The organism is Gimesia aquarii (assembly GCF_007748175.1).
Lineage (GTDB): Bacteria > Planctomycetota > Planctomycetia > Planctomycetales > Planctomycetaceae > Gimesia > Gimesia aquarii_A.
Map to the genome: position 1 here is coordinate 650,014 of NZ_CP037422.1, position 15,599 is coordinate 665,612.

The 15,599-nt window shown below is 43.1% G+C and carries 9 protein-coding genes; 3 read left to right on the plus strand and 6 right to left on the minus strand.

Annotation, left to right across the window (positions count from 1 at the left end; translation table 11 throughout):
* Positions 1 to 12: 12 nt before the first annotated feature.
* Together V202x_RS02735 and V202x_RS02740 are read left to right on the plus strand one after the other, a co-directional pair.
* Positions 13 to 8,097 (plus strand): hypothetical protein, encoded by an 8,085-nt coding sequence (locus tag V202x_RS02735; protein ID WP_145170970.1) that lies wholly within the window; start codon positions 13 to 15, stop codon positions 8,095 to 8,097.
* 76 nt (positions 8,098 to 8,173) lie between these two features.
* Positions 8,174 to 8,857, plus strand: a complete 684-nt coding sequence (locus V202x_RS02740) for a metal-dependent hydrolase (protein WP_145170972.1) — start codon at positions 8,174 to 8,176, stop codon at positions 8,855 to 8,857.
* A 4-nt stretch (positions 8,858 to 8,861) separates the two neighbouring features.
* On the opposite strand, the gene V202x_RS02745 is transcribed toward V202x_RS02740, so the two are convergent.
* From V202x_RS02745 to V202x_RS02770, 6 genes are read right to left on the minus strand one after another with little or no spacing between them, the layout of a single operon-like run.
* The gene (locus V202x_RS02745; RefSeq protein ID WP_145170974.1) at positions 8,862 to 9,206 is read right to left on the minus strand and encodes a Rieske (2Fe-2S) protein; all 345 of its coding nucleotides are present in this window, start codon (positions 9,204 to 9,206) and stop codon (positions 8,862 to 8,864) included.
* Positions 9,207 to 9,232: 26 nt separating this feature from the next.
* On the minus strand, positions 9,233 to 10,465 hold the full coding sequence (locus V202x_RS02750) for a DUF4350 domain-containing protein (protein ID WP_197993187.1): 1,233 nt from the start codon (positions 10,463 to 10,465) through the stop codon (positions 9,233 to 9,235).
* Complete coding sequence (locus tag V202x_RS02755) at positions 10,437 to 11,237, minus strand: DUF4129 domain-containing protein (protein WP_145170978.1); 801 nt, start codon at positions 11,235 to 11,237, stop codon at positions 10,437 to 10,439. The genes V202x_RS02750 and V202x_RS02755 overlap by 29 nt, the downstream gene beginning before the upstream one ends.
* Entirely contained in the window at positions 11,234 to 12,151 is a 918-nt protein-coding gene (locus V202x_RS02760; RefSeq protein WP_145170980.1) for a hypothetical protein, read from the minus strand. The genes V202x_RS02755 and V202x_RS02760 overlap by 4 nt, the downstream gene beginning before the upstream one ends.
* On the minus strand, positions 12,148 to 13,248 hold the full coding sequence (locus V202x_RS02765) for a stage II sporulation protein M (RefSeq protein WP_145170982.1): 1,101 nt from the start codon (positions 13,246 to 13,248) through the stop codon (positions 12,148 to 12,150). Before V202x_RS02765 ends, V202x_RS02760 begins: the two co-directional genes overlap by 4 nt.
* Positions 13,241 to 14,131 carry an RDD family protein gene (locus V202x_RS02770; RefSeq protein WP_145170983.1) on the minus strand — a complete coding sequence of 297 codons (891 nt, stop codon included), beginning with the start codon at positions 14,129 to 14,131 and terminating at the stop codon, positions 13,241 to 13,243. Before V202x_RS02770 ends, V202x_RS02765 begins: the two co-directional genes overlap by 8 nt.
* 329 nt (positions 14,132 to 14,460) lie before the next feature.
* Between V202x_RS02770 and V202x_RS02775 the strand changes: the two genes are divergently transcribed.
* Positions 14,461 to 15,591, plus strand: coding sequence for a prenyltransferase/squalene oxidase repeat-containing protein (locus V202x_RS02775; RefSeq protein WP_232098804.1), 1,131 nt, complete (start codon positions 14,461 to 14,463; stop codon positions 15,589 to 15,591).
* The last annotated feature ends 8 nt before the right edge of the window (positions 15,592 to 15,599 follow it).

Below are 15,599 nucleotides of genomic sequence, written 5' to 3' on the forward strand. Positions count from 1 at the left end.
ATGGAGTTCGCCATGATTTCGAATTCGACAAATTCTTCAGAACATATAACGGTTCCCCGGCAACGTATTCGGTATAAAAGAGGTTTGCTGTTCTGGTCAGTCTGTTGGTTGAGTATGTCTGTCTGCATGAATTCCGTTCTGCAGCAGACTGTGTTGGCGCAGAAGCCTGTTGCTCACAAAGAAGCCTCCAGTTCTGATCAGAAAAAATGGCCGAAGACGGCTGTTTATATTCCCGTCGATGAGTTAGATGCATTATTGATGCGCGATCGTAGTGGTGTGCTCTTACCGCGGACCCAATATGAGGCATTAAAAAAACAAGCTAAAGTTAACTCTGATGGTAATGTTCTCCCGAATTCGAACATCATCATTCATGACGCTACTTATCAAGCAACGGTCTCTGATCGCCAATTAATGATCGAAGCAACGATTTCAATTCAACAGTTTCAGCAAAAAATGACTGTAGTCAATCTACCCTTACATGGTTTGGCGGTGGAATCTGCTATGTTAGATCAACAGCCAGCAATGATCGCACGTTCGTCAGGAAAAATTGATTTACTTCAGTTATTCAGTCAACAACAAGGTGAACATCAATTTGTAATAAAATTGTCGGCTCCACTGAATACTGTTGGCAGCGATCAAGTTGCGCAGTTTCGACTCTTGCCAAACGTAGCCAGCCGCTTCAAATTAGAAATTCCTTCAAATCAATATTTGATCGTAAATGATTTAAGGTTGAAACCATCTACTAAGAACAAAAAAACGGGTTATGAATTTCCAATTGGTGGTACTGGACAAGTCAATTTAAAGATAACAGAACAAACACATGAACAGACTAACGATTCGCTGGTTTTTGCCCGAAGTGCAATTGGTGTGTCGGTGAGTCCAGGGAAAGTTGCCTGGCAGGCGCAGACGGCATTGAGTATCTATGGGCAATCACTTGATCAAATCATTCTTAGTGTTCCTCAGTCTCTAGAAATTGTGAGTGTGGAATCAACGGGACTGGAATCTTGGGAATTAAACGATAGTGTCAAAGACCAGCAGAGAACCGAAATCACTTTGAACTATCGCCAACCGATTGAAGGTGAGCTGCAAATTATCTGTCGTGGAGTCATGACCACAAAAGCGGATCAAGCGTGGAACGTTCCAGACCTCCATATTGAAAAAGTGAATTCCCATGTTGGTTCAGTTTTAATTCGATATCCTTATGGAGTTCGTTTACAAGTTGAAAATACCGATAGTGTAAGACGCCGTGTTATTAAAAATTCAGCAAATATGAAAAAGGCAACTGAACGTTCGGTGAATAGCCCAGGGATGGACTTTGATTTCTGGCAGCAGATGTTTGACATAACCTTAGTGACACAGGAAAAAAGGTCCGAAGTTCAGATGGCGGCTTCAACAATTGTTGAAATCAATGAGCAGGGTATGAATTTGCAATTAGTGACGACTGTGGAAAGTTTGTTTGCGCCACTCTTCGAATTTCAAATGCATATCCCCGCTGAATGGACAATTCTCGGAGCGACCATACAAAACCAAAATGCCAATTGGAAAGAATCATCCAGAGAAGCAGGTAGCAAATTGATTCGGCTACCATTCGTCAAAGTATTACCTGCGAATACTGAAGCTAAAGTTGTGATTCTCGCTCATCGTGATCTGGAAAACTGGCCTCCTGATTCTGGTAGTCAATTACTGGAATTACCCAAAATTGAATTACCCCAGGCGAAAATATTGGAAGGGTCTATCATCATTAATGCCGACAGTGATTGGGATCTGGTTCCCAGCGGATTGACGAATTTAGAGCCGATGCAGGAACGAATTTCTAAAATGCGTTTTGGGTATCAGTATCAGGACAATAACTATAAAGGGAGTTTGACAGTTTCTCGAAAGCCGCTTCAGTTAGCTGCACGTCACTTACAATATGTAAGACTAGACCAAACTACCTTTTTCTCTCATTTTGAAACGACTCTCAATGTGGAGCGGGGTAGCTATCGAAAATTAATGGTAGCACTTCCGGAGAGTGTCGGAACCGATCTTCAGTTTCGACTTATGAAAACAGACGGAAAAATCATCGAACAAGTGGCTGATAAACCACAGAATGGCCTGCTCGTCTGGACTCTCAAAATGGACCGACGTTTAAGCGGGAAGCAAATTTTAGTTGTCACAATAGAACAGCCTCGAAAAGAAGGCGAGATTGTCACTATCCCTCAATTACAAATCATGTCCGCCGATAGACAATATGGTGAAGTCGCTTTTGAAGCTGAAGGGGATCAGCGTTTGAGAATTCAAACAATGGGCCTGCGAGGACAACCTTTAACGTCAATTGATGCAGCTGAACTACAATTACCTGTAACGTATCGGCCTCGGGAACGGATTGTGGCAGCGTATCGATTTGTTGGAGTTGGTCATCAAATTAAAGCTGAAGAAACTCGCTTCAAACAAACGGTTGTACCTACAGCAATAGCACATCAGCTTGCTCTAAAAAGTTTATTGGGACATGCAGGTGAAGTCCAAAACGAAGTATTACTCTCATTTTCTGCTGTTGGGATCCAATCTTTGAAAGTCGCTTTGCCAGATCAGGCTCTCTTATTGTCTGCTCTGGTAGATGGAATTCCTGTGGAAGTTCGTAATACGGGAAAGGCTTTTATCATTCCGGTTGCCTCCGGTAGTCAAAGTGCTGGAACTCGTACTTTGAAGTTATTGTATGATGTGAATCAAAGGCCTTTAGATCAAACACAACAGTTTTCTCAGTCACCACCTCAGGTTGCTGTTGTAGATGGAGCGGGACAGACTCAACCTTTGGAAATTTTAAATCAATCATGGTCTGTACTTTATCCAGATGAGCTTTTAATTACAGAAAGTAAAGGAGACTTTATACCTGCCAAACCGTTACTCCGACCTGGCATGCTGGAGAGTATCCGTCGGCAACTTTCCCTTCTCTCGCCGCGCCAAATGGTAGGCAGGCTTTTCATGCTCTTCTTTATTTGCATTGCGATTTTGATTTGTACCTACTGTTTTCGTAGAGGGGGTATCTCTGGTATAGCATTTCTGATCGGCGGGTTCTGTGTGTTGTTTCTGATGATTTTATTATTAATGCCGGTATTAAATTCGAAACGTGCATTGGTTAGAATCTCTTCATCACGAAATCTGCAGGAGCAACCAGGGCAAGCCGTCGCTGCATATAGTTCTGATGATGGCTCAGAAACCGATGGTTATTATCTTAAAGACAAAATGGAAATGATTCCGAATGTTCAAGATGGGATCGAAACCGAGAGTATGGGCCGATCGCGAGTTAGTGGAGTGGCGGAAAGAGCTGAAAAAGCGCTGGGGCTTCAGCGGGATCAATCACAATTGGCAGTACCAATGGACCAACCTGCTCTGGCAAAAAGTCCACAGGGTGTGAGAAGTCATACCATTATTCGTAATGCTCCTAAATCACAACATCCAGAACCATCTGCGTCTATTGAGATAGAGGGGAAACTCGGTGGACTTGGTGGGGGTGCATTACCTGCTGCAGAGACTCCTGCTGCACCAAAAGAGCAGTCGAAAAATGACTTCGTTGCCGGATTTGAATCACCGTTGCCTGCAAGAACATTGGGCGGGCGTTTGTCTGTTGTTGCGCCATTACCAGAACCAGTTGGGTTCCACTCATTGGCTTTCCAATACTATGGAGCACCTCGGCAAGAACCACTGTCTCTTAGCATTTCATTACAGCAGTCACAACGAAGTAGGCGATTTTTCCTGGCTGTGGTTGCAGGTCTGCTTTGGTTGAGTTGGTTATTTCGAGGGATTTCCTGCAGACGAAAGCTGGCACTGGTAATCTTTGGGATTTTACTTCCTGTTACCTGTAGCGCGCTTGTCTCAGCCCAGTATCAATCGTTACTGGATGGTGTCTTTTGGGGATCAATCCTTACTAGTATTTTGTGGAGCCTCGAGTGGTTCTATCAGCGGCTTCGGTCTGAGATTAAAGCGCTCCTACATTCGACTGATAAACAGGCAACCGTTACATCGTTGATTTTGTTGGGATCTTTCTTATGTAGTCCAGAAGCTGTTTTTGCACAGAAGAAACCTGTAGTAGAGCCCAAACTGCCTCAGAACCTAGTGATTCCCTATGAAGTGGGGAAAGATCCCTTGAGTTCGCAGCGGATCTTTCTCTCACGTGAAGAGTTTATTAAGCTCTGGAATAAAGCCCACCCTGATCAACGGGTGAATCAAGAGTCTGAATCAGGCGGTGTTATTAGCCAGGCACTTTACTCGGCTAAGGTTAAAGCGGGAGCAGAAGCGGGACAAGCAATTGTGCATGTGAAGGGCCGACTGGTAATCCACACAATTGGTAATCAACCGGCGACGCTACCACTTCCTCTGGGAGAAGCAGCAATCAGTAGCGCACTTCTGGACGGGAAATCGGCGACAATTTTAGTTCGTCAAGCCAAAACCAAAAAAACAAGGTTAGAAAACGTTTACTCTATCGTGATCTCTAAGCCAGGTTTACATCTGTTGGACCTGGAATTTGATCTTCCTGCACGGCAGACGGGAGTCACTGGCAGCTTCCGAATTAGTTTGCAACCGGTTGCCAGCGGAAGATTCACTCTGGAACTTTCTGACAAAGACTCACAAATCAGCATCACAGGTTCGAGAGCCTCTTATCGAAAGCAGACGCTTTCAGGAAAAACAACATTGGAACTTCCCATCGATCAGGGAGGTACAATCCAATTTGCTTGGAGACCTGCGGAAGAACGTGGAGCAATTCAAGGGATTGTGCAGTGCAAGTCGACTCAGGCAACTGTCGTTCAAGATGCTGGTCTGGTGTTGCGCAACGAATATGATTACCGCGTTCGTCAAGGAGAAATAAATCAGGCCAGCTTGAAGATTTCTGAAGGTTTACGCATCCAGTCAATCGATGGGCCAGATGTCGGAGGCTGGGAAATGGTTGGCACCGGAGAAGAACGCCGCGTTAAGGTTTTTTTACGACGAGATATTAAGGATTCAACGAAAATCAATATCGTCGCCTTTCATCCGTTGTCAGTTAGCAAACAATCCCGTGTTGTTAATATACCTCAAATTGCACCTGAAAATATTACCAATGAAACAGGCACTGTCGGCGTGTATGCGGAATCACAATTTCAAATTCGTCCAGAGGAAATCGCTGGTGCAATTCAAATTGATGTTGGACAATTTAAAAACCCTGCGACGTCTTCACCTGCTTTGAAGGTTGCCAGTCAGGTCTTAAGACCGCAATGGGCTTATCGTTTTTCTCGACGTCCATTGATTTTTCGCTTTTCTGTTTTTCGTCGACAGCCTGAAAAACTGGCAGTGGCCGAACATGCGGTTTTAGTTTCTCCTCGAAAAATGAGCCTTTCCAGTCGAGTGAAGTATCAATTAAAGGGAACGCCTGAGTCAACATTTGTAATTGAACTCCCAGAAACGTACCTGATTTTAAACGTGAATGCTAAAGAATTGGATGACTGGTATATCATTGAACAGAACGCTGATGATATGCGGGTTTTGATTCTTGAATTTAAAGAATTGAAAACAAATCAAGTAGAAGTGGTTTTTGATGGCGTAATCTCTCGAAATGCAAACAAACTTGAAGCAGAAGTGATGATGCCGACACCCTTGGAAGTTTCATCTGTACGTAGCGATCTCGCTATCTGGTGTGATGATTCTTTACTGGCAAGTGCGCCGGAATTAAAAGATTGGCGATCGATTTCACCTGAAGATTTATCAGCCGAACTAAAAGAGCAGCAACCTCGATTGCCTCAGTTTGCTTTCCGTTCTACAGCTGAATTACCAGAGTGGATCAATTTGGAATTGTCACCCGCTCAGCCGATAGTCACTGCTAATTCGCTGGTTATGACGACTGTAGGTAATGTTTCAGTGAGTTATACAGTAGGAATACGTTGGACGATTCAGGGCGCTGCCACTGATGTATTCTCGTTTTCAACTCCCGCATGGCTGGGGGAACAGCTTGACTTTCGAGGAGAATCCATTCGTCAGGTAGATAAGAAAGTGATTGGCGGCGCAGTCGTCCAATGGACGATCTATTTGCAGGATTCCGTAGAAGGTTCGTACTTCATTACGGCCGAATCGACTTTGTCTCCCCCTGATTCCGGTAAAATTGAGATCCCACAAGTACGCGTAATGGATACCAGAGGCAATGTTGATCCTCAAACAACGGAATTAGAAACTCAACAACATTTTCTAATGCTCGTAAATCACTCATGGGCACGACTTTCTTTATTGAATCAAGAAAGTATTGCTCCAGTTGAGCGTCAGGAAATGCCCTTAGTGATCAATGATTCTCTAGCGAATCAGGCGATGGAGTTAGCACGCATTATTCGCAACCGTAAACCACCGATTTATCAGATACAACAGTTTCAGGCAGATCAGGGAGCTGCCGCTGCAGTAAATCTGGCAGATTTGACCACTGTTTTGGCCAATGACGGAAGCTGGAAGACTCAGGCTGATTATCGAATACGAAATCGTTCGCGACAATTCTTGGCGATTCGACTTCCTGAAAAAACACAGGTTTTGAGTGCTTTTGTCAAAGGCAGACCAACGGCTCCCGTCCTGTTAAAACCTGATCCACAAAACAATGAGATTAAAAAAAATCTCATTTATCTAGTTGCCTTACCTAAGGCAAGTGCGGCTGATCTATCGTTTTCGGTGAAGTTGATTATAGCGGGCCGTTTAGCACAACCATTGTCCCAAAGCACATTCCGATGGCAGGCACAACTAGTTGATATGCAGCCTCCACAGGTTGTGATCCCATCCGAAAATGCAGACTATGGAATTCCTGTGGCGCAGACCAAATGGACTGTTTATGTTCCCAGTGATTATACTGCTACAGCATTGCTGGATGATCCGCGTACCAATATGACTCCTGTCAGGGATAGTCGCTCTTACTCTTCTGGTAGTCTCGATATTTCCAATCTTGCCAAAGACGTTGACAATTTATACTCCGTCTATAGTGGCAGTAAGAGTAGTCGTGTTCGAAGTCGAGTGATCAAAAATCTCAAACGACTGGAAGAGGGACTGAAAAATACTCCGAATTCGAATGAAATGAGACAAGGACAACAAGGCCAGCAAATCAAGCAGAAGATTGGTGAAATTCAATTGAGAGAACAACAGCGTCAGGCACAGCAGGAAAAATTATTTGGTAATTCCAGAGATATGAATGGCGATGGGCAAGTTGATTTTGATTCCGATGAAACATTTAACCAGTTAGTGATTGGTAATAATGCAGCTTTATTTGAAGCGAATAAGGGAGTTACTTTTCAGGAAAATGTGAAGGGTAAAACAAAACCTTCCGCAGGGACTCTCTCCAGAAAGTCAAGACTTTCAAAAGAAAAAGCTGAATTAAGAGGCTTTTCTTTTCAAAGGGAATTAGACAAAAAAGGTACCAAGAAGAAAGCCACCAGTAAGCCTGTTGACAGTCGCGCACTCAGGCGAAAGCAAAGTTTTGAAAATGCCGCTGGGCAAATCCAGTCCCCATTTGGTCTTCCTCAACAGCAAAGTGCAGAACCCAATGCTTCAACTCCCCGGTTCAATGATCAAGTTCGTTCTGGAAAATTGTCTCAAAAAGGAAAAAATGATCTTTGGATGCAGCTAAATGAGGTGGAAGAATCATTGACAGATGCGAAATCTCCAAATCTGAGCTTTGGTAGTAATTTTTCTGGTTTAGAGCGTGAAGATATTCTTAACCAATCAGTGGATACCGAAAGCCGTGGACAACAAGCAGATTGGACTCAGGCAGGGGGAATTTCTCTGAAGTTTAATCTCCCCATTCACGGTCGCAAACTTGAGTTCACAAAAATCAACGGGCAGCCTAAGTTGGCACTTAGTTTACGATCTGAAAATACGTATGAAATTGGTTCTGCTGTACTTTGGACTTTGATTTGGGGGCTGATTTCGCTTGCATTGATCTGGTACGGATTTCGATTTTCTCAGTCAGAGATTGCACAAGTTCGGCTAGGTGCCATACTGATTCTGATCGGTTTAGCTGGTTGGTTATTCCTCTCCGGAGCATTAGCAATTTTCGGCATGGTATTCTTTCTCACTGGCTCAATTTGTCTTGCCTACCGGTATGTGAGGCGAGCTACTTGAAATCGATGATGATTCTGTTGTATCTTGCAGCAATGAATTTCAAGTAACTTTCTCGTTTCAATTGTTAGAGGCCATTATGGGAACTAAAGTCACCTGGCTGGGACATGCCACTTATCAAATTGAAACTGCTGGTAAAACGATTTTGCTGGACCCCTTTCTGACCGGCAATCCAAGCGCCACGATCTCAGCAGATAGCTTATCAGCAGAGGCCATTATTGTAAGCCACGGCCACGGCGATCATGTTGGTGATACTGTCGAGATTGCGAAGCGGACAAGTGCTCTTGTGATCGCTAACTTTGAAATCGCAGAGTGGATGCAAAAACAAGGTGTGGAAAATGTGCATCCCCAGCATATTGGTGGAGCGCATCAATACGATTTTGGAACCATTAAACTTACGATTGCACATCACGGCTCCATGTTACCTGATGGGAGTAATGGCGGCAGCCCTTGCGGAATTTTATTGAAATTAGCGGAGGGGACAATTTATTTTGCTGCTGACACTGGCTTATTTTATGATATGACTTTGATTGGTGAGGAAGGTGTAGATCTGGCGATCTTACCCATAGGTGATAATTTTACAATGGGACCGGAGGAATCAGTAAAGGCAACTAAATTCATTTCCCCAAAACGAGTAACTCCAATGCACTACAACACATGGCCGCTCATTGAACAGGATGCAGTGGCCTGGGCCGAGCAGATAAAAGCCCAGACAACAGCAGAACCGGTTGTATTAGAGCCGGGGGAATCTTTCGAATTATGAGAGTTCACTGAGCTTCAGTCTCTTCTGGCGGAAGCTCTAGTCCCACTTGTATTTCATCTCCCTCAATACGAACAGGATATGTGGGAACTTGAAGTTTGGATTTAGGATTATCAAGCCACGTTCCGTCTTTGATACAGAATCGCCATGCGTGCCAGGGACAAGTTACGGCTCCCTCTTCGTCGACGTACCCTGTAGAAAGTGGGGCTCCCTGGTGAGGACAAAAGTCATTTATAGCAGTGTAGTTCCCTTCTTTTAGGAAAACAGCAATCATCTGTCCTTCCAAGTGAAAGGCGCGGCCTTCACCTTCAGGAATATCTTTGACTTTGGCAATAGAATAATATGTGGTCACAAAAACAATTCCGGTTATTTAATGAGTCAACGTCCAGGCTGAGCCGCTCGACGAATTTTCGATAGTTTGCGGATCAGACTACCCATTTGGTGACGTGTGATAGATTTTGAATTCGAAAGTTTAGCTGCTTTCATTAACAAAGCTTTGACTTTTTCCGGATCTTGTTTGAGACGTCTTGCGATTGGATCAATCACGCGGTGCTCTTCTCCGCGAAAGTGCCTGAGGTGTAGCTCCGTAAAGAGTTGCTTGACATACGCACGAAATAATGCATGTGCATTACCATTTTTAAAGTGTAAATTTCCTACGTTATCAGTATGCGAGACAATGTTATGACGTGCAAGAATGTGAGATGAAAGAAAAGGACCAAAACGGATACTGTGCCACCATCCATACAGCAGCAGTGCTATCAATATTTGTATGGTTAAAGGTCGAAAAGTGGGATTGATCAATAAAGCCACGACTTTTGAAGTTCCTGAAGCATTCAGAGATTCATCGACGACTACATAATCAAGCATTCCCGCTGATTCGATCAGTCGAAAGGCAGCAACGCTTCCGCCATCAATCATAGACTGATTGGAAAAAATATCGGAGGACGCGGCTACAACGATGTCGCCAAACCCGTGTTTCAGTCGAACTGCTTGTTTGGTCTCTCCTAATGAAATCAGTGTCTGGCCTGATTTAGAATTCACTTGGGCATTCGTTTCCCAGATAATCGATTTCGCGTCGGGAAATACCGTTGTTGCTTTACCAGCCAGAAGACTATGCTTGTCATCGAAAGAGAAAGTAATTCGGCTTTCCTTGTTCTTCTGTTTTTCAATATTATCTAAAGGAATATTTTCGCGTTCTGTTTCATCAAGATAACTTACACTGATTTCCAATGGATCGATTTCCAACTCTGGGTGTTTATCACTTGCTGAGATGATCAGCCGCCCTCCTTCATTGACCCAGTCAAGTAAGATAGACCATTCTAAAGGACTGGGATATCTGGCTGGCCCCAAAATGCAGAGCGTGTCATTATAATCCAGAGACTGATTCAGCATTGATAATGGAACACGATTGCGTTCCGTATAGTTGGTTTCGTATTCCAACAACAGAAAGAAAGCTTTTTTCCCACTGCCTGATGAACTGTATGTATCATCCATTGCTCCTGTGCCGAATTCCGGAAACCAGAAATGGAGACTAAGTAGGGTGCAAAGGAAGAGCAGCCAGATCCAGCCGACGTTCCTGCGTTCACGCTTTTTTCTGGAAGGCTGCTTCATAACTGTTTAAGGTACTTTCAAAATGTTCTTTGGTGGCTTCTCGTCGACCAAATCCTAAAGGCTCATATGTACGAATTATTTTGCGAAATGAATCACCGGGTAAGCCGTGAGGTCGCGCCGCTCGAAGGTAATCTCGATAAGTCAATCCTTTGCGGAAACGAATCCAGCCTGATCGTTCAATGAAACTCATTGAGCCGTATAGCAATTGTACGATGGCATTGTGGTAATCGCCGGATTTGGCGAATTTTTTTGCTCGTTGTAGATAGATGGACGCTTCATTTTCTGCAGGCGAAACAATCTGTTCTATAATTACTTCACCTTGTAGTTGTGTTCCTTTTGGCTCATCACTCTTTTTTCGTGCGTAATCGATTCCTTTAAAGGATCGATAGAGCAAATACAAAATCAAACAGCAGATAGAAAAGATAAACGCATAAGATAGAATCAATAGAAATAGTCCTCCGAAGGCAAAGAAGAAGGGTTCGGCCGCATTAGCTTCTTGCTCCTGGGACTCTTTTAAAAATGCTTCCCAATCAAAGGGTAAATCGGAAGCTGTCTCACGTTGTTGGGTTAGATGGCGAAATTCGGGCCGACTGAGGATTTGTCTCGTATCTTGTTCGATGATTGTTCGGTCAGGCGATAAAGCTTTGGAATAGTCGTTCTCAATCGTCTGAGAAAATATTGTGGTTGTATCTAATAGAAAGCAAGTTATTAAAACAAAACTTAATACAAATCTCCTTACTGGTCCATAATTCCATGGGAGGTGATAAATCATAATAATGCCTCCCCCTTTTTGAGGTTCTGAGAAACTTCTGCCATACGTAATTCCATATCCCAGCAGTCACGATGAACCCTCAGATCTATGTATGTGAAGAACCAGGCTAGACGACCAATCGGATAAACGAGCAGGATGAATCCTGTCAATACAGCTAAAACTCGTGGATCGGATGTCATCAATAGCAGAATATTAGACAAGGACTGATCGATTGCATCAATATCAAATAGATATGGGATTTTCCCCATGACGATTGGAAATTCTAATAATTTATAAGATAGATAATCGAACGTAACAAAAAATATCAAAGTCAGGACGTAACAGAAAAAGAACGACCAGAGACCACGAAAAAATAGTGCCCCAAAATCATGTGAGATCAGATTTTTCGTTCGATGATCATGTGAAATCCCTGACTGTGAAGCAATCCCGGCATAACGGAGTGAAGATTGTTCTGCACGAAAACTGCTTCGTAGTGTCAACCAGATTCCAGGAATAAAAATGTATATAAAACCTACTAAAATCAATATGTTATCAGAGAAAAATATCAAAGCGGGGCCGATAAAAATAATCGCTCGGTCGAACAGACAGCGGAAGATTAAGGAGATCAATTGTGGGTTAAATTGATTCCTCAAAGCACGAAAGCCTTGTTGATTTCCAAAAGTATATAAAGCAGTATTCCAGGTGAGAATCACACCCAACGGTGAAGTTGCGAAGTAGGCAACTGTAATAGCAGTGCTAAGATTGACCAGAAAATAGTAGCTGAGAAGATAGACTAACGTGCAAGCAGGTATGGCAAACAAAGCCCAAATTTTTAAAAGAGGGATTAGAAAACGTCCATAAAACATAATTGCCAGATCCAAACATTTGACTGCCTTACGGGGAACGAGAGCAATATTGACATGATCAAATCTCATGACTGCTGTCCCCTATTGAAACCAACTTCACTGGATTTACTTCGTTCCCTTTTTTTAACTGGTAATGGAATTGTATCTGCCTGTCGTCCTGCAAATCCCAGATAAATGAAAACAAGTATCCAAAGGCCGCTACCAACTACATATTTGACAAGGTTCGATATTCCAGAAGGAGACCAGAACGCTTCAATCAAGGCAGCCACAACCAGCATGACGGCAGCTCCTCCTGCGATTTGAACCGCCTCGAGTCCACGGACTTGTAATGATTGAAAACGTGTTCTTTGACCAGGATGAATGAGGGCGTCACCCAAAATCAATCCCGCTCCTCCGGCAACGGCTATCGCCGTCAATTCAAATGAGCCATGCGAGATGACAAAACTCAAAAATCGCTCTCCATTTCCCTGGCTGACAATATAACCTGAAACAGCTCCCAGAAAGATGCCATTGAATAACAAGGTGTAGATCGTCCCAACTCCCAGTAGAATCCCCAGTGCAAAACACTGTAACGCAATTCCTACATTATGATTAATATAAAATCCCGCCATTGATGCCCTTTGATCTCCGAATGTGGATTCCTCAGATAGAAAACTGTCTTTCTCATCTGTTCTATCTGTTGTTTTTTCCTCTTCATTATTTAAGGGGCTCTCTTCACCATACATCAGATCGAAGTTAGCCATCATCTCTTCTGGAATGATGCGAGTTGCCAGGCTGGGATTATTCTGCACAACATACCAACTGATACCCAGGGGTAAAAAAAACAAGAGGCATGCAGTAAGAAAGTAACCAATATTGGCTCGAAAGAGGCGAGGAAAACCAACAGCGAGATAATGGAATACACCTGATAAATTTGCAGGTGGTGCACCATAAAACAGGTTATGTCCGCGGGCCACCAGATCGTTCAAGTAGGAAGTTAAATCATGTCCCCAGCCACGAGAACGAATCGTGGCCAAATCATTGGAGACTTCTCGTAAGAGTTGAGAATATTTCGAAATTTCTTCTGCAGGTAGTTTGGTAAACGATTCCCTTCGTATACTCATCAGAAATTCTTCAAACTGTTTCCAATGTGGTTGGCGCTGTTGAATAAATTTGTGTTTATCCAAGACTCACCTCCCTATTTCGAATTCGACTTTGGTTAGAAACCGTGAACTCATCTTCTTCCTGATGATTGGAAAGACTAAATGTTTGATAAACTGAAGCAAGAAACGCCATGGGGTATTGTTCCACTTTTTGGGGATCGCCAGAATATTTTAACCGTTCTGCCAAACTTGTAGCTAAAATACCAGCCAATGCGTGTCCACGTTCGTAAGTGAGCACATGTCGGCGTCCCATAAATTCATCAATGAGGGAGAGGACTTCATCGCGTGGTACAAAACTACCGATGTCATTTTTATTCAGTGGTTGAATTTTCTTGAGTATCACTGGCTTTCTAGGCAGCTTCAACGAACGTTCCTGGATCACTACAGTTCCCGCTACAAGGTCACCCAGTCTTTGAAAGCGTCTTGTCAGCAGCATGGATGTGATGCCGATACCATAGAAAATAATTGCGTCTGCACTACGCGCGAGGTTGCGCAACAATGCCGGCCAGAAAGTTATAGGATATCCACCATCACGAATTACACGTAAACCACAAATATGCTTACCAATAGATTGTCCTTTGAAGAAGCCTTCCGAAATAGTGTAGTAGCCCCAGGTATTTAAAAACATGATAACCAGGAAGATCCCAATGGCTGTCCCCGGTAACACTATGCCAATCATGTTTATAACCATCATCGCTCCGAACAAAATTGCTAAGCGAATTGCCAGATCGATTATATAGGCGATGTATCGTTGAGCAGGACCAGCAAGTTGATATGTCAGAACAACATTCTCAGGTGTTTCAATTTTCATTTCCAAGCTGAGAACTTCACGCTGAGCTGTAAAATTCTGCTGAGGAAAATTAGCTGAAGTGGGGACCATTTCGTCGCTGGTTATTGTAGATATCATGAAACGCTAATGTTTGAGCATACAGGGATGTTTAAGTTCACAAAGCACAGAAAGTACTGGTGTTTATACTACTTATTATAGACCAACTGTCGTTTTCGTATCTATACTCACATGTTTTTTTACTGAAATCTCGATTTCATCGTTTTCTGACAACCGCATAACTGGCTATAATTATTAAGTACCCGCCGGCAAATCAATGAAGTATCTTTCAGATCAATAGCCACTATCGATCACATGATGTATTTATATGGCAAGTTCTGCATGTTCCTGAATTTCGATGATACTTTTTACGATACCAAACAGAATAAACTGAGAGTAAGGATGACCTGATGCGAATTAATCGACGAATATTGAACATTACCAGCCTGTGCGCCTTTATTCTGACAAGTCTCTTTTCAATTGCTTCTGCAGAAGAACCAGCTAAAGATGAGATCAACTTGCAAAAGTTGAAAAAAACACAGATGAAGGGGATCAATTTTCTGAAGAATAGTCAATTAGAGGACGGACTGTGGACGACAGAAACTGTGCCTGGAATAAGTGCATTAGTAACAACTGCATTATTAGAAAGTGGAGTTCCAGCAAGTGATCCTGTTGTTGCTAAAGCACTCAAGCGTTTAGAGGGTTTTATAAAGAAGGATGGCGGCATCTATTATGCGAAAAGTAATCATCGGAATTACGAAACCTGTATTTCAATCATGGCATTTAGTGCTGCTAATCAGAATGGGCGTTACACTACAATCATTAAAAATGCAGAAAAGTTTTTGCGTGGGTTACAATGGGATGAAGGAGAAGGAATAGAATCTTCGGATACTGCCTTTGGTGGTGCTGGTTATGGAAGTCATCAGCGACCTGATCTTTCAAATACACAATACCTCATTGAAGCATTACGAAAAGCCGGTGTCAAATCTGATGACCCGGCAATCCAGAAGGCTTTAGTTTTTGTTTCACGCACACAAAATTTGGAATCGGAACATAATACAACTCCTTTTTCATCCAAAGTGAATGATGGAGGTTTCTATTACACTCCAGCTGCCGGTGGAACTTCACAAGCAGGCAAGACACCCGACGGAGGTCTGCGGTCTTATGGTAGTATGACATACGCTGGTCTTAAAAGCATGATCTACGCCGGTGTGGATAAAGACGATAAAAGGGTCAAGGCAGCAAAAGAGTGGATTCGTCGTCACTATTCTCTGAAAGAAAATCCGGGCATGGGGCAGATGGGGCTTTATTATTACTTTCATACTTTTGCCAAAGCTTTAGACACAATGCAGGTCAATCTATTTAAGGATGCGGAAGGCCACGTCCATAATTGGCGGGCAGAATTAATTACTCGATTAGAGAAACTTCAGCAGCCAAATGGAAGTTGGACCAACAAGACAGAACGTTGGTACGAAGCTGACCCCAATCTGGCAACTGCTTATGCATTACTGGCACTGGCGTATTGCCAACCTACTAAATAAGAATTAAA